Genomic DNA, 19271 nt, shown 5'->3' on the forward strand with positions numbered 1-19271 from the left:
CTTTTTTAAGCATTTTTTTTTAAAATCATACCAAAAATTTATATTTAAAGTGTTTTATGCAAGATAAAAATCAACTAAAAATAGCCATCGTAAAGCTTTCGGCACTTGGGGACATCGTCCATGCAGCCATCGTGCTTCAGTTTATTAAAAAGCACTGCCCAAATGTTCACATCACATGGCTCGTTGATGCCCGTTTTGCAAGCCTTTTAAAAGATCATCCCCTTATCGACGAGCTAGTCGTTTTGCCGCTTAAAGAGAGCTTTAAAAAGAGCTACAAGATCTTAAAAACGCTTGGCAAATTTGACAAGATCATCGACCTGCAGGGACTTTTCAAATCAGCCGTCGTCGCAAAACTACTTGGCAAAGAAATTTATGGCTTTAGCAGAGAAAGCGTCAAAGAAAAGATCGCAGCCAGGCTTTATAGGCATAAATTTAAGATCGACTACAATGAAAATATCATAGTTAGAAACCTAAGCCTCGTTGGATACGCCTTAAATTTTAGCTTTGACAGAGATGAAATTTTAAAAAAATCACCCTGCTTTGAAATTTGCAAAAAATTTAAAAATGAAAGCGGTAAAAAACGCGTTTTAATCGCTGCCTTTGCAAGCGAAGAGAGCAAAATTTATGACAAATTTAAAGATGTGATCAGACTGCTTGAAGGTTGCGAAATTTACCTTTGCTACGGGAGTGAGAGCGAAAAGACAAGGGCTGAGGCGATCATTTCAGGCACTAAAGCAAAACTGCTTGAAAAACTAAGCATAAAAGATATGATAGATTTTATCGCGAGCTGCGATCTGGTAATCGGTAACGATAGCGGTCTAACGCACCTTGCATGGGCTGTAAATAGGCCTTCTATCACGCTTTTTGGCAACCGCCCAAGCCACCGCAATGCCTACGTCACAGACAAAAACCTTGTTGTTGATATGGGCAAGGAGATAGATGCTAGAAGTATCGATAAAAACGACTTTTGCATAAGAGAAATTTACCCTGAAACGGTTGCAAATTTCGCAAAAAGGCTACTAAATGGATAGGCTCTATCTAGCTGGCTTTTACACGTTAAAATTTCTTATATTTATATTACCAAGCTCGCTTCAAAAGATGCTTGCTAAATTTTTAGCATTTGCCTTTATGAAGCTTAAAAAAAAGCGTTTTCATGTCGTTATGACAAATTTAGACCTTGCATTTGGCGAGACAAAAACTAAAGAAGAGAAGCTAGAAATCGCCAAAAAATGCTACTACAACTTTGCAAAATATCTTGGTATAAATTTCATCCTCAATCAAAACACGACAAAGCAAAAGATACTTGAACAAGTTGTTTTTAAAAATGAGCACTTTTTGCTTGATGCGATGAAGTCTGGCAGGCCTATCATCGTCACGACTGCGCACTTTGGACAGTGGGAGATATTTGGCCTAGCAGTTGCAGCTCGCTTTGGGGCCTCTTCGGCGCTTGGCAGAAGGCTTGATAGCAGCGTCATGGATAAAATTTTAAAGGCAAATAGAGCGCAGTTTGACGTGGAGCTAATCGATAAAAATGGCGGCGCAAAAGATATCTTAAAAGCGCTGAAAGCTAGGCGAATAGTAGGAATTTTAGTCGATCAAAACACAGCGCCAAAAGATGGTATAAAGGTGCAGTTTTTTGGCAAAGATGTGCTTCATACACCAGCTGCAAGTGTGCTAGCGCAAAAGACAAATGCCCTTATCATAAATGCATTTATCTACCAAAAAGGTGAAAATTTAAATGAAATTTGCTTTGAAGAGCCAATAGACATAAGCACATTTGATAAAGAAGATGCTGTGCAAAAAGTGACGCAGATGCAGTGCAGTGCGTGCGAAGAGATGGTTAGAGCAAGGCCTGAGGAGTACTTTTGGTTTCACCAAAGGTTTAAGAGATTTTACGAAAATGAGTACAAATGCTAAGCGTTGTCATTTTGACTTTTAATAGCGAAAAATACCTAAAAGAGGTGCTAGAGAGCACTAAATTTGCTGATGAGATCATCGTGGTCGATAGCGGCTCAAAAGATGGCACAAGGCAAATTTGTGATGGCTTTAGCAACGTGAAATTTCACGAGCAAGCTTGGCTTGGATTTGGCGCGCAAAAGCAAAAGGGCGTGGATCTAGCCAAAAATGAGTGGGTCTTTGTGCTTGATAGCGACGAGGTGATTACAGACGAGCTTAAAAATGAGATCATTAGCACGCTAAAAGAGCCTAAATTTAGCGCTTATAACGTTGCTAGGCTAAATTTTTTCTTTGGCAAAGCTATAAAAAATATGGGGCTATATCCAGACTACACGGTGAGGCTTTTTAACAAAAATTTTGCCAAATTTGATGGCAGAGCTGTGCATGAAAAGGTCGTTTTAAATGACGGCTCACAAAGGCTTGGAGCGCTTAAAAATCACTTCTTGCACTACGCGTATGAGAGCATCGAGCAGTTTATCGCCAAGCAAAATCGCTACTCAAGCATGGGCGCAAAAAGAAATTTACTAAAGGCGCTTACAAGCCCGGCTTGGAAATTTTTTAAGCTTTACGTGCTAAAAGGCGGCTTTAAAGAGGGCTTTACGGGCTACGTTATAGCTAGACTTTACGCCCAGTACACATTTTGGAAATATATAAAATGAAAATACTTGTGATTAAATTTAGAAACATCGGCGATGTGCTTTTAACAACGCCGCTCATTGAAAATTTGCACCACTACTACCCAGACGCGACCATCGACTTTGCCCTAAATAAAGGCACAGAAGCAATGATAGAAGGCAATCCTTACATAAATAAAATCCACATTTACGATAGGCAAAGTGCAAATTCTGGCTTTTTTAAAAAGCTAATGACCGAGCTAAAATTTATAAGAGCGATCAAAAAAGAGAAGTACGATATGGCGGTGCAAACGACCACTGGAGACCGCGGCGTCATCATCTCAAAATACGCCAAGATCAAAAAGATAGTTGGCTTTTTAGGCAAGCACAAGGCGATAAATAAGCTTTTAAGCGTAAAGGCAAAATACTATGAAAATTTCTCTCACACGGTTGATCTAAATTTAAACGCACTAAGAGCTTTGGACTTTGAGCCGGTTAGTAAAAAAGTGAGCGTTTTTTCAGACGAGAGCGTGGAGTATCTAAATTTACCAAAACGCTTTGTGCACGTGCATCTAACAAGCCGCTGGATGTTTAAATGCGCAAACGACGAGAGCATGGCAGAGCTTATAGACTACTGCGAAAATGAGCTTGGCGTAAAGGTCGTGCTAACAAGCGACAACAAAGAAAATGAGCTAAATAAGCTTGCAAGCGTGCTAAAAATTTGCAAAAGCGAGCCTATAAATTTGGGTGGCAAACTAAGCCTAAAACAAACGATCGCCCTCTCAAAGCGCTCAAGTCTCTTTATCGGCGTCGATACTGCGATCATGCATATAGCCGCTGCAAATGACGTGCCAGTGATCGCCCTTTTTGGCCCTAGCAATGCTTTTGAATGGGGGCCTTGGGATAATAGCTTGATGCAAAATGGCTACACAGCGCAAAATGGCATCCAAAGCATGGGCAAGCACATTGTCTATCAAAAGGACTGGGACTTTGTGCCTTGCGACAAAGAGGGTATAAAAGAGCACGGCATCGAGAAGACTTTAATGGACTTTAGCGATGAAATGGGACATATAAAGGCGAAAATAAGATCAAATTTGGAGCTAGCGCAATGAACATCCTCCACACGCAAACGCTTTTTAACTGGGGTGGCGAGCAAAACAAGACGCTAAACGAGATGCGCTTTATGCGTGAAATGGGTCATGAAGTGATGCTATTTTGCAACCCAAATTCGCAGATCGAAAGCATCGCGAAAGAAGATGGATTTAAGGTCATCACGCACGAAATGAATAAGAAAAATTTTCATAAAAGCGTGCCAGCACTTTGCGAAGCGATAAGATCAAATAAGATAGATGTCGTGATCACACATGGCTCGACTGATAGCTGGGTCGGCGCCATAGCTGGGCTTTTTTACCGCAAAAGAGGCGTTAAATTTTATAAAGAAAGACACAATCTTTTCCCTATAAATGGGTTTGTTTCTAAATTTATGCATAAAAAGCTTTTTGACAAAATTTTATACATCTCAGGTAGCGTCAAAGAGTATCTCCTAAGCATCGGCGTTAGCGAAGATAGGCTCTTTTTTATGCCAAGCACGGTTAATGTCGAAAAAATTGATAGCACAAAAAGCACTTTTAGAGATGAGTTTCATATCGCCAAAGATGAGCTAGTCATCGGTACTTTTACCTCACTTTACCGCAAAAAAGGGGTCTTTGACTTTGCAAGTGCTGCAAAAGAAATTTTAAAGACAAAGGATGCGACTATTGTATTTTCTGGCAACATTAGTGACGGCACAAAAGAGCAGATCACCTCTATGTTTGATGAAAAAGATAAGATCGTCTTCACTGGCTTTAGAAATGATGCGGCAAATGTTATAAAAAGCTTTGATATCTACGTATTTGCCTCGCACTCTGAGGGACTTGGTACGGTCTTGCTTGAGGCGATGAGCTCAAAGGTGCCAGTCGTGGTCTATGATAACGCGCCGATGAACGTGCTAGTTACAGATAAAGAGCGTGGGCTTTGTGCTATAAATTTAGATGAAATTTCACTAAAAGAGTGCATTTTAGAACTGATAAATGAGCCTGATAAAGCCAAAATTTACTCTCAAAACGCCTTTAAATTTGTGGATGAAAACTTTAGCCACAAGGCGCTAAAAGAGGCTATAAGAAATTTACTGGAGCAAAAATGAACTACCCAGTTTGCGTGCTAACGATGCACCACTGCAATAACAATGAAAACGACTTTGCCATAAGGCCTGAGCTATTTAAAAAAGCGCTTTTTATGGCACTTGACGAGGGTTATAAATTTATAAATTATGGTCAGTTTAAAGATATCGTTGCTGGCAGAGCAAAGGCTCATAAAAAGAGCATTTTGCTAACTTTTGATGATGGATATTTTGATAATTACAAATTTGCATATCCCATCTTAAAAGAGCTAAATATCCCAGCTGTTTGCTTTTTGATAACAGATAAGATCAATGATTTTAAAAGGCAGGATTATGATTTTTCGTTTAAAAAACACAAAGAGATCGACTACGACAAAGACGCGGAGTATTTTTTAAATTTAGATGAGATCGGGCAGATGCAAGAGAGCGGACTCTTTGAGTTTGATAGCCACACAGCGAGCCACTTTTCTTGCAGAAGCGACGATGAGGCAAAGCTAAGAGAGGAGTTTTCTAGCTCGCTTGCCAAGATAAAAGAGCTATTTCCTGAAAAAAAAGAATTTGGCTTTTGCTTTCCAAAAGGGCATTTTAACGAGCTTTCGCAAAGGATGGTTAAAGAGTATTACAGCTTTGCTTTTAGCGTGATAGATGGCGGATTTTGCGTGGGAGATGATAAATTTAAGATAAGGCGTATCGATATCTCAAACAATGCAAAGAGTGAGAGCGACTACATTTTTAGGATCAAAAAGAAGCTTTTTATCTATTCAACACCAATAATAGGAAATTTATATTCAAATTTTAGAAATAGAGGCTATAAATAATGCTAGAAGCATTAAATTCAGCTTGCAAAGAGATATTAAAGGCAAAAAAACAGGTACTAATCACTCTTACTGGGCTTCATGGAAGCGGCAAAAGTACGCTTGGTAAAGAGCTAAGACGCAAAGGTTTTGGTGACTTTAAACCATATCAGATCGCTGTCATAGATGATGGAGTGATGAGTGTAAATCTTTTTTTTATACGCCCAAGAGTAAAAATCAAGAGTGATCAAAGAGACGAGCTAAGGCCATTTTTTAAATTTATCATGCCATTTGTAAAGGTTGTGATATACGCAAGCGCCAATCCTCTTTCGCGCATCAGCAAATGCGATATACTCTGCATTTTAAATATCAATGAAGAAGATAGGATCGCTAGAATTTACAAAAGAAATCCAGCAGAAGAACAAAACAATACACAAAGGCACATAGATAAAAAAGAGCTTGATCTAGTAGGTCTTGAATATAAAATTAAATTAGAATTTAAATCACCAATAAAACGAAATATCTAAAATTGGAGTAAAAGTGAACTATCCTATCTATATCATATCACTAAAAAGAGATGAAGAGCGAAGGCTAAATTTACAAAAACAATTTGGCAGATATGATGAATTTAAAATAATTGATGCAGTTGATGCTAAAAATTTTAGTGCTAGCGAATACTATAAAGCAATGATCGATTGCTTATTAAAATCATGCGACGAAAAGTACAAATTTAAGATACCTCCATTAGTGGCGACTCCAGGAGAGCTAGCCTGCACAATGTCACACATAAAAGTCTATGAGGATTTTTTACAAAGCGACGCAGAATTTACACTTATACTAGAAGATGATGTTATAGGTGATGATAGTTTGATAGAAAAAGCATTTTTGCTATGCCAAGATATAAGTCACGACAGCATTTTGATATGTGGCGTGCAAGATGGACTTAGCAGTAGATTTCGTGCATTTGGTAAAAAAATAAAGCCAGATTTGTATCTAGTATCACCCTATTCGTATGCTAGCATTTATAGAGCAGCAGCTTACATACTAACAAAAACCAGTGCAAAAGCTCTTTTAGAGTTTTACAAAGATGGTCTTTATGGAGCCGATAAATGGGAGGCTATCCTAAGAAATACTGAGTTAAAAATGTACTTTAGTAATATATTTTTTCATCCAGAGGAGCTTAACAACTCTAATTTAGAGATACAAAGAAAGCAAAAAGAGAAGATAAAATCTATCTTTAAAAAATATAGTAAAAACCTATCATATAAAATTTCTAGATCTTACGAAAAGCATCTAACAAAGAACGAGAAAATTTTTACTAAATAGCTTATAGCCCACTAGGACCTTATCGCCGCATATATCGAGCCCAAAAAGTCATTTTGGTAGATAAACATAGTCTTTTTAAGCCACTTTTCGTCGCGTTTTGTCACTATTCGTTTTATCTCCTCTAAGTTGCCATCGGCCTTGTTTATGCCACGCTTTGTCGTGAAGAATGCCTTGTAGCCATGCTTTTTAGCAGCATTTAGATACTCATCATTATATTTGCCTCTTGGCCAGCAAAGTGCGTCATCTTCAAAGCCAAAATTTTTCTTCATAAACTCACGACAAAGACCAAATTCTTCATCCAAGCTAAGCTGCCCAAAATATCCATCAAAATGCCCGTGCGTATGCGAATGAAAATAAAAGCAGTCTTTCATCTTCTCAATCTGCTCTAAATTTAATATCACATCTTGCGGCCTACTTGGAGCAAGCCTCTTACACTCGTTGTGATCGACGTTTAAAAAGCTAGCAGGCCTCAACTCATGGGCCTTTTGCGCTGCCTCTATCCAGCCAGTTATTATAAATATATTTGCTTTTAGTCCAAATTCTTTCACGATAGGATAGGCATAGATGTAGTTGTCCATCCAGCCGTCATCAAATGTTATGCAAACGCTCTTTTTAGGCACCTCAAGCTCGCCCTTTTTGTACGCGATAAATTCATTTATACTTAACGTTTTATAGCCATTTTCGGCTAGAAATTTCATGTGCGATCTAAACTCATCCACGCTACTAGCGATAAATCCGCTCTTTTCAAGCACGTGGTGATACATCAAAACCGGTACGCTCATTTTACAAGCTCCATATATAAATTTTGTGTGTTTTCTATCATTTTTTCGATGCTAAATATCTCTTTTACGTACTCTCTGCCAAATTCACCCATCTGCTTTCTTAAATTTTCATCCAAAATGAGCCTTTCAAGCACCTTTTTTAGCTCTTCTTTGTTGCCATTTTCAAACAAAAATCCGCTTTTGCCATTACTCACAGCCTCGCCAAGGCCGCCCACATCGCTTCCGATGGTAGCTAACTTACACGAAGATGCCTCAAGTAACGCTCCACCGATAGCCTCCATGTCTGAAGGTAGCACGCAGATATCAAGCGAGCCTAAAAAGTCGCTTACGTCGGTTCTGTTGCCAAGCATGAAGATATTTTTCTTATCTTTTATATACTCGTGTAAATTTTTATTTTGAGGACCGTCGCCCACTATAAAAAGGGCTGATTTTTCTAAATTTAATTCGCTAAATGCATCGATTAAGAGCTTATGATTTTTAGCAGCTCTTAACACTGCAACGATGCAAACGCCCACCACATCGTCACTTAGGCCAAATTCTTTTTTCATATTTATCTTAAATTCTGGCGTGTATTTTTGCGTGTCGATGCCAGTGTAGATTTTTAGCACCTTCTCTTTTCTCACACCTCTTTTGATAAGATCAGCGCAAACTGAGTTGCAAACACCAACCACTTTAATGCTTAGGTTGTAAGGTATGGGAGAACTTATAGGCAGCTGCAAATGTCTAGTGCGAACCACGCTAACGCCACAAATTTTGCCCACGATCGCGCCTATGGTGCCGTCTTTGCCTGAGTGAGTTGAGATGATTTTTATATTATTTTGCTTTACAAATTTACAGATTTTTAAAATTTCAAAGATATTAAAAGACTTTTTGAGGTTAAACTCGACAAATTCGCACTCTATCTGCTTTTCAAAGCTTTTTGAGCCAGGGTTTAGCCCATAAAAAACTTTAAATTTGCTCTTATCTAGTCCATTTATCACACGCTGTGTGCGGTGCTCTTGCCCGCCAAATCCTAAAGAGCTTTCAAGCTCAAGTATGTTTATCATTTTTCTACTCTTTAAATTCTTTCATTTTTTTATTTGATAAAAAGCCATTTATTGTATTAAAGATTTTTAAAATTTTTGATACATTTTCGTATGATTTTACATTTTTTAGCATTTTTATCAAAATTCTATGTTTTAGTCTAAGCTTTAAAAACCCAGCTGAACTTATAATGCTATCAATATCCTCATAAAAAAGATCAAGTGCCTTTACGTAGCTACTATTTTTGAGATTTGGTATCGCCGAAATAGCTGGCATATAGACACTTTTGATCTTTCTAAACTCTAGATCAGGCACCATCTCAAGAGCTAAATTTTTATTTTTTAAAATTGAGATTATGTCCTCATAGACAAATTTATGATCTACCACAGCTTTTAGCTTTTCGAAGCCACCTGTATTATTTTCTCCGATATTGTAGTTATAAAACGTCCTATTTAGCTTTACAAGAGTCTTTGAAGCGATAACATTTCTCACCACAGTGTGAAAATCTTCAGCCTGTGTGATCCCGATTGGAAACAAATTTTCTTTTAAAATTTTAGTCTTTATCGCCTTGTTTGCAGCATTGTGTAAAACTTTGTTGTGTCTTGATGCTAAAAGCCTTTTTAGATACTCATCTTTATCGATAATGCCATCCTCTTTTGTCTCAAAATCTTTAAAGAATAGCTTTTTATCACCATAAATCTTACACATATCTGTTATCACGATATCAGCATCAAATTTTTCAGCGATATCGTAAACAGATGAAGCATAGTCTTTTTCTACGTAATCATCAGCATCAACGCAGATGGTATATTTTCCGTTAGCTAGTATAATACCATCATTTCTAGCAGCACTTACACCTGCATTGCTCTTTGTTTTTAAAATTATTTTATCTTTATACTCTTTTAAAATTTTAGATGTATCGTCACTGCTTCCATCATCTACAACTATGATCTCAATATCATCCATATCTTGAGATATCAGCGAATTTAAACAATCTCTAATATGCTCCTCTTTGTTAAAAACAGGCACTATAAAGCTTATTTTCACGCCACGCACGATACTTCCTTTTAACTTTTTGTTTAATTGTATATTATTTTTAGTTCATCAATGATAAAATGCAAACTTAAATTTTAAAGGATACATATGAAAAATGAAATTGCGTCAAAACTCTACAACTTTTTTTTGCTTGCGATGCTGTTTACACTACCAGTTACCGAAGGATTAAAACAAATTTCACTCATACTTTTTGTTTTAGTTGGAATTTATATTTGCGTTAAAGAAAAAAAGCAATTTAAATTTGATGTTATCAACATCTCTCTTTTTGTTTTTGTGTTGGCCACTTTTATAAGCTGCCTTGTAAATGGGGTTTCGCCTTCAAGAGCACTTGATCCGTTAAGATGTATGTTGTTTTTCTTTGTAGCTAGAACCGTTGGAACAGAAAAAATAAATTTTAAATTTATGTTTTATGCACTATTTACTGGTTTTATTGTCGCTTTTATACCAGCTTGTGTTAAAAAAATTACATCAAACGACCCAATGGCGCTTTTTGAGCTTAAATCAATCGGTCATGTAAATCACAGCGCTATTTTTATGTTACTAGTACTTTTAGTAAGTCTTTCTTTTGTTGATAGCAAGGATAAATTTTTTAAAAGTTCGTGCTTTATTATAGCTATTATCTCTACTTGTGGAATTCTTATCGCTGGTTCTCGTGCTACTATGTATTTACTTCCGGTTGTAATATTTTCAATACTCATATATTTAACAATCAAAAAACATATAAATATAAAATTTACACTATCAGTAATCTCTATCTTTGCATTAGCTATTATTGCTGTAGCGTTTGTAATGCAAAATGATGCTAGATTTGTCTTTAAAATATCACAGGGTATTTCAAGTAATGAGACAAGATGGCCTATATTTTACTCAGCATTTTACACATGGCAAGATAATCCATTTTTTGGCATAGGTTTAGGAAATTTCAAAAATATAGATATAACTACATTTTTCCCAGGAAATTCTGAGGTTAGAGTTAGCCACGCGCACAACACCTTTTTAACATTTTTAACAGAAAAAGGCATCTTCGCACTACTTGCATATTTGGTATTTCAACTATCACTTTTTATAAAATTTATAAAAAATATCAAGACATCAAACGTTGTTTTTTGTGGATTATTGATACTATTATTTAATAATGTTATATCCCTATTTAATACGACATTTCACCATGAAAACGCATTACTTATGTTATTTATCTGGGCACTGGCTTTAGGAGTTATAGATGAAAAAAATAGTATTTTTAAGAACTAATCCAAACGCAGTTGGAGGTGCTGAAAGATACTTAAGAAGGCTTGTTAAGGTCATAAATGAGCTTGGTATCCAAACAGAAATTCGCTCATATCTTGGAGATGTTGGCATATCTTCTTGGAAAAAAGCGCTAAATTTTAACCGCCAAGTAAAACGCCAAAAAAAAGAGGACGAGTTTTACTTTAGCCTAGAGCGAGTAAGCTGCGCCGATATCTACAGGGCAGGAGACGGCGTGCATAAGGTTTATAGGACGACAAAGAGCTTTTGGTGGCTAAACCCCCTAAATTTCGTCTATCCATACTTAGAGAAAAAGTGTTTTAAAAACGCCCAAAAGATCATCACAAACTCAAATTTCATCAAAGAGCAGATTATCTCGACTTACGGCATAGAGCCAGAGAAGATCACGACCATTTATAACGGAGTAAATTTACCCCAAAAGGTGCAAAAAGCCGAGGCAAAGCTCGCACTCTGTGAGGAATTTGGACTTAAATTTGAGCTTGCGACCCTGCTTTTCGTGGGAAATGGCTTTAAAAGAAAGGGGCTAAAAGAGTTTTTACTCCTTGCTTCAAAGCTAAAAACGCCCGTAAATACGCTCATTGTAGGCAAAGACAAAAACATCTCAAGCTACAAACGCCTAGCTAAAAAACTTGGGCTAAACGCCTACTTTGTCGGCGAGCAAAAGAGCACAGCTAAATTTTATGAGGCGAGTGATATTTTCATCTTTCCAACGCACTATGAGCCGTTTTCAAATGTCGTGCTAGAGGCACTTAGCTTTAAAAACGTGGTCTTTACGACGGCTCAAAATGGCGCTAGCGAGATATTAGAAGATAAATTTGTACTTCAAAGCCCAAGTGACGAGAGCGCACTAGAGTTTATAGATGAAATTCTCACAAACCATAAGCTTTTAGCGAGCCTACAAGAGAAGTCTTACGAGCTTTCGCTAAATTTTAGCATCGAAAAAAATGCTGCTCTTACGCTTGATGTTGTAAAAGATGCCTTAAAATGAGAGTTTTTATCGAGCTTCCAACCTGGCTTGGTGATAGCGTGATGGCGAGCGCTGCGATCGAAAATTTAGTGCAAAATGAGAAGAATTTAAAAATCGTTTTTTTTGGCTCATTTGTAGCTTGCGAGCTTTACAAAAGCCATCCAAACTGCGAAAAAGTGGTCGTTGATGAGAGCAAAAAGGCTAAATTTAGATTTTTATCCCTTACTAAAAGTGCAAAAAGTCTTGGTAAATTTGATCTAGCGCTTAGCTTTAGAAGCTCGTTTGCTAGTAAATTTTTGCTGTTTTTTATAAACGCTAAGAAAAAAGTCATCTTTAAAAAGAGCAAAACCGTCCTTCATCAGGTGCTAAAATATGCAAATTTTTTAAAAAATGCCCTTGGTTTAGGCGAAATTTCCACTCAGCTAAAGCTACATTTTACACCTCAAATTTCAAGCAAAAAAACACTAGCTCTAAATCCAGGTGCGAGCTATGGAAGTGCCAAAAGATGGTACCCAGAGTATTTTGCACAGGTGGCTTTAAATTTTAAAGATGAGTTTGAGATAGTCGTCTTTGGTGGCAAAGGCGAGCAAGAAATTTGTGAAAAAATAGAGCAAATTTTAAAAGAAAATGGCGCAACTTGCCAAAATTTAGCTGGCAAAACCAGTGTCAAAGAGCTTTGCGAGCGCATAGCTGGGCTTAGTAAAAATGGCATTTTCGTCACAAACGATAGCGGTCCTATGCACGTAGCTGCCGCCTTTCTTGTGCCAACGATCGCTCTTTTTGGACCGACAAAATTTAGCGAGACCTCGCCCTGGGGTAATAAATTTGCAAAGATAGTGCATCTAAATTTAGCTTGCATGCCCTGTATGAAGCGAGTTTGCCCACTAAAAACGCACGCTTGCATGAAAGATCTCAAGCCCCAAATGGTAATAGATGAGATAGATTTACTAAGAAAAGAGCTGGGTTACTAAGCTAAGCGCCTAATAACCCAGCCAAAATATAAGCTTATAATTTCGCGGAGATATTTGTCAGTCTATTTAGATCATCAAATTTAAAACTAAGTTCATCTTTAAACTTAGCTACTATCTCATCTTTGTTTTCGCTAAATTTTATCTCGCTGCCCAGCAAAAGCCCTTTTATAAAAAGCTTGTGGTCTAGCTCATAGGCGCTTATACACTCATTTACTACGCTTACTACTTCGCTTGCTAAAACGGGCTCTTTAAAGATGGCCTCCGCCCTAAATGCCACGTATGCAGCACCTCCGTCGTAATCAACCCTATAATAGCTTAGCTCCTCGCCAAGCGCCACGCAAGCAACCATGCTGAGCGTATGACCATTTACATTTTCATCTAGCTCAAACTGCGCCGTGCTAAACACTTCAAGCCCAAATTTCTCGCCAAACTCACGCGCCCTATTTGCAAGGCCAAGCAAGCGCTCATCAAAGCCATTTACATTTTCATAGCCCCAAAGCCAAGTGTTAGACGAAAAGCTTTCAGAGCCGATAAACTGCATATCAAACTCCTGCTTGTCAAAGCAAATTTTGCCACTTTCAAAGTCAGCTTGCCACTTGCTAGCCTCAACAACTTGCTTAAATAATCTCTTTTGAAGCAGCATCGCTCTGCCAAGACAAGCGCTAAAAAGCTCACTCCAGTTACCTTTATCTATGCCAAGCTCGTCTAAAAAATGGCCCTTTTTTCTAAAAATATCAAACATTTCTTGTCCTTAAATTTACGCCGAAGCAGCGAGCTTTTCTATCTCTTCGCCCACATCGTCGCTTATGATAAACTCGGTCTTATAGATGAAAATTTCGCCAGTTGCTTCATTTTTTATCTTCAAAATTAGCCGTTTTTGATTATTTGGAGCATTTTTGCTAAAAACTAGCGAGTAAATTTGTTCCAGCTTTTGCCTGCTAAGCTCGCTAAGGTTTAAAAGCACCTCTAACTCGGCATACTCTCTTACCTTTTGATGGGCGCTCACCTCTTCATTTTTACTAAATTTAGAGTTTTGCTTTAGCTTTCTTGTCTTAAAGTCTAAATTTTGCGCATCTTCTAGGCTATAAACCTCATTTAAATTTGTCCTTACAAACTGATCGTCGCGCGAGATATTTATCCTAAAAGCATAAGGCAGATCGCGTTTTGCCTCGTCTTTTACGATATCTTCGATGTTGCCAAGCTCTCTTTCAAAGACGGCGATCTCGATGTTGCCGTGAAAGTCCAGCACATTTATAGTGCCCATTTTTTTGCCGCTTTTTGTGATCCTTGTGCTAAAGTCCTCGATCTTGCCAACCACCAAAATTTCAGCGCTTTGTGGCAAGGTCTCAAACTCCGAGCTTAGCGTGTATTTGATCTTATTTATCTCATCTTTATAGTCATCAAGCGGGTGACCTGAGAGGTAGATGCCAACGCTCTCTTGCTCAAATTTCAAGATCTGCTTGATGTCAAATTCATCATCTATAGTGACGAAATTTATCTTCACATCATTCATGCTATCATCTTCGCCAAAGAGGCTCTCAGTCGCATTTTTACGTATTTGGGCTGCATTTTTGCAAGCTTCTACGATATTTTCTACATTTTGCAAAAGCATCTTGCGACTAAAGCCAAACTCATCGAAGCAACCAGCTTTTATAAGGCTTTCAAAGACCTTTTTATTGACCTTAAATGGATCGATCCTCGAGACAAAGTCATCCATGCTCTTAAACTCGCCCTTTGTGTCACGCTCAGCGATGATGTTCTCAATAGCCGCTCCACCAACACCCTTAATCGCTCCAAGTCCAAATATAATGCCATCGTGATCACCATTTTTAACGACGCTAAATTCTTTGGTTGATTTGTTGATAGATGGTGGCAAAGTATCGATGTTTATGCGTTTTATCTCATCGATGTAGCGAACGATCTTATCGACGTTGCTCTCCTCGCTTGTTAGAAGTGCCGCCATAAATTCAGCCGGATAGTAAGCCTTCAGATAAGCCGTCTGAAATGTGACATAAGCGTAGGCTGCGGAGTGAGACTTGTTAAAGCCATATCCAGCAAATTTAACGATCAGCTCGAAAAGATCGTCCGCTTTTTGACCATTTAGCCCTTTTGCCTCAGCACCTTTTACAAACTCACCCTTTAGCCTATCCATCTCCTCTTTGATCTTTTTACCCATCGCACGGCGCACAAGGTCCGCACCACCTAAGCTAAAACCGCCTATGGCCTGCACGATCTGCATGACTTGCTCTTGATAGACGATAACGCCGTATGTTGGCGCAAGGATCGGCTCAAGCTCCTTAAATGCGTATGTTATCTCTGCCTCGCCATGTTTTCTTTTGACGAAGTCATCAAGCATACCACTTTCCATCGGTCCTGGGCGGTAGAGTGCTAGCATCGCGACGATATCCTCAAAGCAGTCTGGGCGCAAGCTGGTTCCTAGTTTTCTCATACCCTCACCCTCTATCTGAAAGATGCCGATGGCTTGGCCACTTTGTATCATTTTATAAACGCCAGAGTCGTTTTTATCGACCTGCTCCCAGATGATATCCTTGCCAGTGCGCTGTTTAACGAGCTTTATCGCATTATCGATAACCGTTAGCGTCTTTAGGCCAAGAAAGTCAAATTTTATTAAATCAACGTCTTCTAGGTATTTTAGACTATACTGCGTCACAAAGCGATCTTCTGGGCTGTTTGGCTGGCGAAATAGCGGGGTTTTGTTCCAAAGCTCTTCGTTTGAGATGACAACGCCTGCTGCGTGCTGGCCGGCATTTCTGTTTAGCCCCTCAAGATCAAGGGCAAATTTCCAAATTTTAGCCGCCTTTGGGTTTTGGCTTATTAGCTCAGCTATCTTTGGCTCTTTCTCGTAGGCGTCTTTTAGCGTGATGTTAAGCTCATCAGGGATAAGCTTTGCCATCGCATCAGCCTCAGCATAAGGCATATCGCAGACTCTAGCCACATCTCTAATGACACCCTTTGCGAGCAATTTACCAAATGTAATAACGCCAGCAACGTTAAATTTGCCGTATTTTTGCGTGACGTAGTCGATGATCTCGCCGCGTCTGCTTTGACAAAAATCCACGTCGATATCTGGCATGCTAACGCGCTCTGGATTTAGAAATCTCTCAAAAAGCAGGTTGTATGGGATAGGATCAAGGTCAGTTATTTTTAGCGAGTAAGCGACCAAGCTACCAGCCGCAGAGCCACGTCCTGGGCCAACTGGCACGCCTCTACGCTTGGCCTCGTTGATGAAGTCCCAAACGATCATCATATATCCTGGGAAATTCATCTTATTAATAATGCCGATCTCTATCTCAAGGCGCTTTCTATACTCTTCGTGTAAATTTTCAGGGACAAATTTCAGCCTCTCTTCAAGACCCTTTCTACACTCGTGTTCGAAAAATACAGCGTCATTTTTGAAGCTATATCTGTTTTCTGGCTCTGGGAGGGTCAAATTTCTCTCCTTGGCGCACTCAAGAGTAAATTTAAAATTTGGCGGAGTTGGGTTTCCAAGTTTGATCTCAAGGTTGCACTTATCCACGATCTCTTGGGTATTTTCTATCACTTCAGGGATGTCTAAAAATAGCTCATTCATCTGCTCTTTGCTTTTGACAAAAAACTCATGGACGCTGTGGCGAAGGCGGTTTGGATCATCTAAGGTTTTGTTCATCGCGATGCACATGAAAACCTCGTGCGCAGCGGCTCTTTCTTTAAAAGTGTAGTGGGTGTCGTTTGTGGCGATGACCTTGATGCCAGTCTCTTTTGCGATACGCAAGATGTCATCGTCTATGCGCCTTTGATCGCCGATGCCGTGGCGCATGATCTCAAGGTAAAAGTCATCTCCAAAAATTTCTTTATACTCAAGCGCGACCTCTTTTGCTCTCTCGTAGCCTTTAGCGCCAAATTTAACGTTGCGCTCGCTTAAATTTAGATGCCAGCTCACCTCGCCCTGCAAACAAGCAGAGCTGCAAACTAGGCCCTCGCTATGCTCTTTTAAGATTTTTTTATTGATACGAGGATAGTAGTAAAAGCCCTCAATGTAGCTCATGGAGCTTAGATACATCAGATTTTTATAGCCAGTCTCGTTTTTGGCGATTAGGATGAGGTGAAAGCGCTGCTTGGTGCTCTTATCATCAAGCTGCTCGCCGTTATGCACGTATGCTTCGATGCCAATTAGCGGTTTTATCCCATTTTTTTTCATCTTTTTGTAAAAATCAATCGCGCCAAACATGTTGCCGTGATCCGTGATCGCTGCTGCCGTGTCGCCTCTGTCATGGAGCATGTGAGCTAGCTCTTCTATCTTGTTTGCTCCGTCTAGTAGGGAGTATTCGGTGTGTAAATGTAGGTGTGTAAAGCCAGAATTTTCACTCATTTTTTATCCTTTTTAATGAGCGGATTTTACAAAATTTTGGCTAATAAGGCGCTTGATGAAAGCTTAATGGGAGCTTTAAAATTTAGAGATTTTTTAAGTCTATGGCAAGAACAAAGCGCTTGGTTAAGCTGTCACGCTGCGCTATTTAGCGTTTGAGAAATTTTAAAATTAGAGCTGGCAAATCACAACTCTAAATTTAGTGGTATATTAAGGCGAACGAGTAAGATTTTAAAATTTGCTTTGTAATGCATACATTTTATTGAAATTCCAGCAAATTTTAAAATTTCATGAACGAGTAATTTCGGCTCTAAAATTTGAGCTAAGCTGCAAGCGAAGCCAAATTTTAGTAGTCAATTCTTGCGAGTGAATGAAGTTTTAAAATTTGCAAAAGTAGATTTTTTAGAAATTTAAATATTTGCTTCTTTGTTAAGGGGGAAGAGGCTTGAATTACGAAGTCGCTCCCTTCCCCCTTAACAATCCCCTAACCCCGACAACGTTAGAGGTGCATGCTTTAGTGCTTTGCACTGCATGCGATTTATTTTAAGAAATTTCCAGCAAATTTTAAAATTTTATGAGCGAGTAATTTCGACTCTAAAATTTGAGCTAAGCTACAAGCAAAGTCAAATTTTAGTAGTCAATTCTTAGGGGTGAATGGAATTAAAAATTTACAAAATAGTGCAAACAATAGCACCAACACACTATATATCTAAATTTATATAAAATTTTTATAGTTCATCATCTTCTCAGCCATATTTTTAATCCTAAATTCATAAAGCAGGTTTGAAATTTTATCTGCTGAGTTTAAATTTAGTCCAAGATCAATTGCTAACATTTTGTAATAAATTTTAGGATTTTGGCTTAGATCTATTGGTGGTGACTTGGAGCTTTTAGAAAGCTTTTTGCCTCCGTCTAAAAGTAGCTTGTGGTGGATAAATTTAGCATTTAAAAAGCTAAAATTTAGCCTTTTTGCAAGGTATCTTTGAGCTAGCGTGCAAGGCAGCAGGTCCTCGCCTCTAACGACTAAATTTACCCCCATATCCTCATCATCTATGACGCTTGCAAAGTTATAAGCTGGGGTAAAATCCTTTTTATAAATGACAAAATCGCCCATCTGCGCTGCCACTTGCCTGCCAAGCTCATCATTTTCATCCACGATTAGTCTGATAGCGGTTTTATCTTTTATAAATTTTAGCTTTTTGTCTTTGCAAATTTTAGTGTAAATGCCGTTTTCATAGGCATCTTTGGTAGCTCTTGTGCATTCACAAATGTAAATTTCATCTAGCTTTTCAAGTGCGTTTTCATATCTTTTAGCTCTTGTTTTAAAGCTAAAATTTTGCTCAAAGTCGCTAACGTTTTTAGAACCTTTGTCGTAGCAAAGCCCCAGAAATTCTAATACGTCAAAGATATTTTGAACAAATTCGCGCCGGTATCTGCCAAGGTCGTAATCATCAATCCTTAAGTGTAAAACGCCACCCAGTGAGCGCGTCAGAAGATAAGTCAAGATGAAGTTGTAGGCGTTGCCAGCGTGCAGGTAGCCGCTTGGCGTCGGAGCTATGCGAGAGACTATGCCACCAGATGGTGGCAAATAGTCATTAATCCCTTGGTCTAGCCTCATTTACTCTTAAAGTGCGTCCGCCAAGTTCTTTTTCATTTAGTGCGTCGATCGCCTTTTGGCCCTCGTTCGCGTCGTCCATCTCAACAAAGCCAAAGCCCTTTGAGCGGTCTGTTTCTCTATCTTTTACGATCTTTGCGCGCCTTACTTCACCAAATTGTGCAAAAGCTTCCTTCAACTCTGCCTCTGTCGTTCTATACGACAAATTTCCTACATAAATGTTCACAGGAGTGTTCCTTAAAAAAATTATCGATCTGATCGATTAGAGAAATAATAGCTTATTTCCGTCAAAAAGATGTAAAAATCAAAAAAATATTACAATTTTTTAAAAAATATCCTTAAATGCAACAAATCGCAACAGCAAGGCATTATAATAT

The 19271-nt window shown here is 38.5% G+C and carries 18 protein-coding genes; 11 read left to right on the forward strand and 7 right to left on the reverse strand.

Going from position 1 to position 19271, the window contains the following annotated elements:
- The first annotated feature begins 56 nt into the window (after positions 1-56).
- Genes waaC through CYO90_RS04055 form a run of 8 tightly spaced genes read left to right on the forward strand, consistent with a single transcriptional unit; the run spans position 57 to position 6848 of the window.
- Positions 57-1031 (forward strand): lipopolysaccharide heptosyltransferase I, encoded by a 975-nt coding sequence (gene waaC / locus CYO90_RS04020; protein WP_103578536.1) that lies wholly within the window; start codon positions 57-59, stop codon positions 1029-1031.
- Positions 1024-1917: a lipid A biosynthesis lauroyl acyltransferase gene (locus tag CYO90_RS04025; RefSeq protein ID WP_103578537.1), complete on the forward strand. Its 894-nt coding sequence runs from the start codon at positions 1024-1026 to the stop codon at positions 1915-1917. The genes waaC and CYO90_RS04025 overlap by 8 nt, the downstream gene beginning before the upstream one ends.
- Positions 1911-2615, forward strand: a complete 705-nt coding sequence (locus CYO90_RS04030) for a glycosyltransferase family 2 protein (protein ID WP_103578538.1) — start codon at positions 1911-1913, stop codon at positions 2613-2615. The genes CYO90_RS04025 and CYO90_RS04030 overlap by 7 nt, the downstream gene beginning before the upstream one ends.
- The gene (gene rfaQ, locus CYO90_RS04035; protein WP_103578539.1) at positions 2612-3682 is read left to right on the forward strand and encodes a putative lipopolysaccharide heptosyltransferase III; all 1071 of its coding nucleotides are present in this window, start codon (positions 2612-2614) and stop codon (positions 3680-3682) included. The genes CYO90_RS04030 and rfaQ overlap by 4 nt, the downstream gene beginning before the upstream one ends.
- On the forward strand, positions 3679-4752 hold the full coding sequence (locus tag CYO90_RS04040) for a glycosyltransferase family 4 protein (RefSeq protein ID WP_103578540.1): 1074 nt from the start codon (positions 3679-3681) through the stop codon (positions 4750-4752). Before rfaQ ends, CYO90_RS04040 begins: the two co-directional genes overlap by 4 nt.
- Complete coding sequence (locus tag CYO90_RS04045; RefSeq protein ID WP_103578541.1) at positions 4749-5546, forward strand: polysaccharide deacetylase family protein; 798 nt, start codon at positions 4749-4751, stop codon at positions 5544-5546. Before CYO90_RS04040 ends, CYO90_RS04045 begins: the two co-directional genes overlap by 4 nt.
- Positions 5546-6049, forward strand: coding sequence for a hypothetical protein (locus CYO90_RS04050; RefSeq protein WP_103578542.1), 504 nt, complete (start codon positions 5546-5548; stop codon positions 6047-6049). The genes CYO90_RS04045 and CYO90_RS04050 overlap by 1 nt, the downstream gene beginning before the upstream one ends.
- Positions 6050-6062: 13 nt before the next feature.
- On the forward strand, positions 6063-6848 hold the full coding sequence (locus CYO90_RS04055) for a glycosyltransferase family 25 protein (RefSeq protein WP_103578543.1): 786 nt from the start codon (positions 6063-6065) through the stop codon (positions 6846-6848).
- Positions 6849-6859: 11 nt separating this feature from the next.
- Here CYO90_RS04055 and CYO90_RS04060 read toward each other — a convergent pair whose 3' ends face one another.
- From CYO90_RS04060 to CYO90_RS04070, 3 genes are read right to left on the reverse strand one after another with little or no spacing between them, the layout of a single operon-like run.
- Positions 6860-7630 carry a polysaccharide deacetylase family protein gene (locus CYO90_RS04060; RefSeq protein WP_103578544.1) on the reverse strand — a complete coding sequence of 257 codons (771 nt, stop codon included), beginning with the start codon at positions 7628-7630 and terminating at the stop codon, positions 6860-6862.
- Positions 7627-8676, reverse strand: coding sequence for a glycosyltransferase (locus CYO90_RS04065; RefSeq protein WP_103578545.1), 1050 nt, complete (start codon positions 8674-8676; stop codon positions 7627-7629). Before CYO90_RS04065 ends, CYO90_RS04060 begins: the two co-directional genes overlap by 4 nt.
- A gap of 4 nt (positions 8677-8680) precedes the next feature.
- Complete coding sequence (locus CYO90_RS04070; RefSeq protein ID WP_181000206.1) at positions 8681-9709, reverse strand: glycosyltransferase family 2 protein; 1029 nt, start codon at positions 9707-9709, stop codon at positions 8681-8683.
- Positions 9710-9796: 87 nt separating this feature from the next.
- Here CYO90_RS04070 and CYO90_RS04075 point away from each other — a divergent pair, with 87 nt between their 5' ends.
- From CYO90_RS04075 to waaF, 3 genes are read left to right on the forward strand one after another with little or no spacing between them, the layout of a single operon-like run.
- Positions 9797-10960 (forward strand): O-antigen ligase family protein, encoded by a 1164-nt coding sequence (locus CYO90_RS04075; protein ID WP_103578547.1) that lies wholly within the window; start codon positions 9797-9799, stop codon positions 10958-10960.
- Positions 10932-11963 (forward strand): glycosyltransferase family 4 protein, encoded by a 1032-nt coding sequence (locus tag CYO90_RS04080; RefSeq protein ID WP_103578548.1) that lies wholly within the window; start codon positions 10932-10934, stop codon positions 11961-11963. Before CYO90_RS04075 ends, CYO90_RS04080 begins: the two co-directional genes overlap by 29 nt.
- Positions 11960-12913, forward strand: a complete 954-nt coding sequence (waaF, locus tag CYO90_RS04085; RefSeq protein WP_103578549.1) for a lipopolysaccharide heptosyltransferase II — start codon at positions 11960-11962, stop codon at positions 12911-12913. Before CYO90_RS04080 ends, waaF begins: the two co-directional genes overlap by 4 nt.
- 34 nt (positions 12914-12947) lie before the next feature.
- Here the strand turns inward: waaF and CYO90_RS04090 are convergent, their stop codons facing one another.
- From CYO90_RS04090 to CYO90_RS04110, 4 genes are all read right to left on the reverse strand, one after another.
- Complete coding sequence (locus CYO90_RS04090; RefSeq protein WP_103578550.1) at positions 12948-13655, reverse strand: DUF6882 domain-containing protein; 708 nt, start codon at positions 13653-13655, stop codon at positions 12948-12950.
- 15 nt (positions 13656-13670) lie between these two features.
- On the reverse strand, positions 13671-17282 hold the full coding sequence (gene dnaE / locus CYO90_RS04095) for a DNA polymerase III subunit alpha (RefSeq protein ID WP_103578551.1): 3612 nt from the start codon (positions 17280-17282) through the stop codon (positions 13671-13673).
- Positions 17283-17994: 712 nt separating this feature from the next.
- A complete protein-coding gene (locus CYO90_RS04105) occupies positions 17995-18897 on the reverse strand; it encodes a glutamate--tRNA ligase family protein (RefSeq protein ID WP_103578552.1) in 903 nt (300 codons plus the stop codon).
- Entirely contained in the window at positions 18875-19120 is a 246-nt protein-coding gene (locus CYO90_RS04110; protein WP_009294719.1) for an RNA recognition motif domain-containing protein, read from the reverse strand. The genes CYO90_RS04105 and CYO90_RS04110 overlap by 23 nt, the downstream gene beginning before the upstream one ends.
- Positions 19121-19271: the final 151 nt, after the last annotated feature.

Origin of the sequence: Campylobacter concisus, from assembly GCF_002913745.1 — a bacterium.
Classification (GTDB): domain Bacteria; phylum Campylobacterota; class Campylobacteria; order Campylobacterales; family Campylobacteraceae; genus Campylobacter_A; species Campylobacter_A concisus_R.

Excerpts from the sequence above, each read along its gene's own strand:
- CYO90_RS04045 (WP_103578541.1), top strand. The coding sequence starts at position 4,749 with ATGAACTACCCAGTTTGCGTGCTAACGATGCACCACTGCAATAACAAT.
- CYO90_RS04025 (WP_103578537.1), top strand. The coding sequence starts at position 1,024 with ATGGATAGGCTCTATCTAGCTGGCTTTTACACGTTAAAATTTCTTATA.
- CYO90_RS04060 (WP_103578544.1), bottom strand. The coding sequence starts at position 7,630 with ATGAGCGTACCGGTTTTGATGTATCACCACGTGCTTGAAAAGAGCGGA.
- dnaE (WP_103578551.1), bottom strand. The coding sequence starts at position 17,282 with ATGAGTGAAAATTCTGGCTTTACACACCTACATTTACACACCGAATAC.
- CYO90_RS04080 (WP_103578548.1), top strand. The coding sequence starts at position 10,932 with ATGAAAAAAATAGTATTTTTAAGAACTAATCCAAACGCAGTTGGAGGT.
- CYO90_RS04065 (WP_103578545.1), bottom strand. The coding sequence starts at position 8,676 with ATGATAAACATACTTGAGCTTGAAAGCTCTTTAGGATTTGGCGGGCAA.
- CYO90_RS04040 (WP_103578540.1), top strand. The coding sequence starts at position 3,679 with ATGAACATCCTCCACACGCAAACGCTTTTTAACTGGGGTGGCGAGCAA.
- CYO90_RS04075 (WP_103578547.1), top strand. The coding sequence starts at position 9,797 with ATGAAAAATGAAATTGCGTCAAAACTCTACAACTTTTTTTTGCTTGCG.
- CYO90_RS04105 (WP_103578552.1), bottom strand. The coding sequence starts at position 18,897 with ATGAGGCTAGACCAAGGGATTAATGACTATTTGCCACCATCTGGTGGC.
- CYO90_RS04050 (WP_103578542.1), top strand. The coding sequence starts at position 5,546 with ATGCTAGAAGCATTAAATTCAGCTTGCAAAGAGATATTAAAGGCAAAA.
- waaC (WP_103578536.1), top strand. The coding sequence starts at position 57 with ATGCAAGATAAAAATCAACTAAAAATAGCCATCGTAAAGCTTTCGGCA.
- waaF (WP_103578549.1), top strand. The coding sequence starts at position 11,960 with ATGAGAGTTTTTATCGAGCTTCCAACCTGGCTTGGTGATAGCGTGATG.
- CYO90_RS04030 (WP_103578538.1), top strand. The coding sequence starts at position 1,911 with ATGCTAAGCGTTGTCATTTTGACTTTTAATAGCGAAAAATACCTAAAA.
- CYO90_RS04090 (WP_103578550.1), bottom strand. The coding sequence starts at position 13,655 with ATGTTTGATATTTTTAGAAAAAAGGGCCATTTTTTAGACGAGCTTGGC.
- rfaQ (WP_103578539.1), top strand. The coding sequence starts at position 2,612 with ATGAAAATACTTGTGATTAAATTTAGAAACATCGGCGATGTGCTTTTA.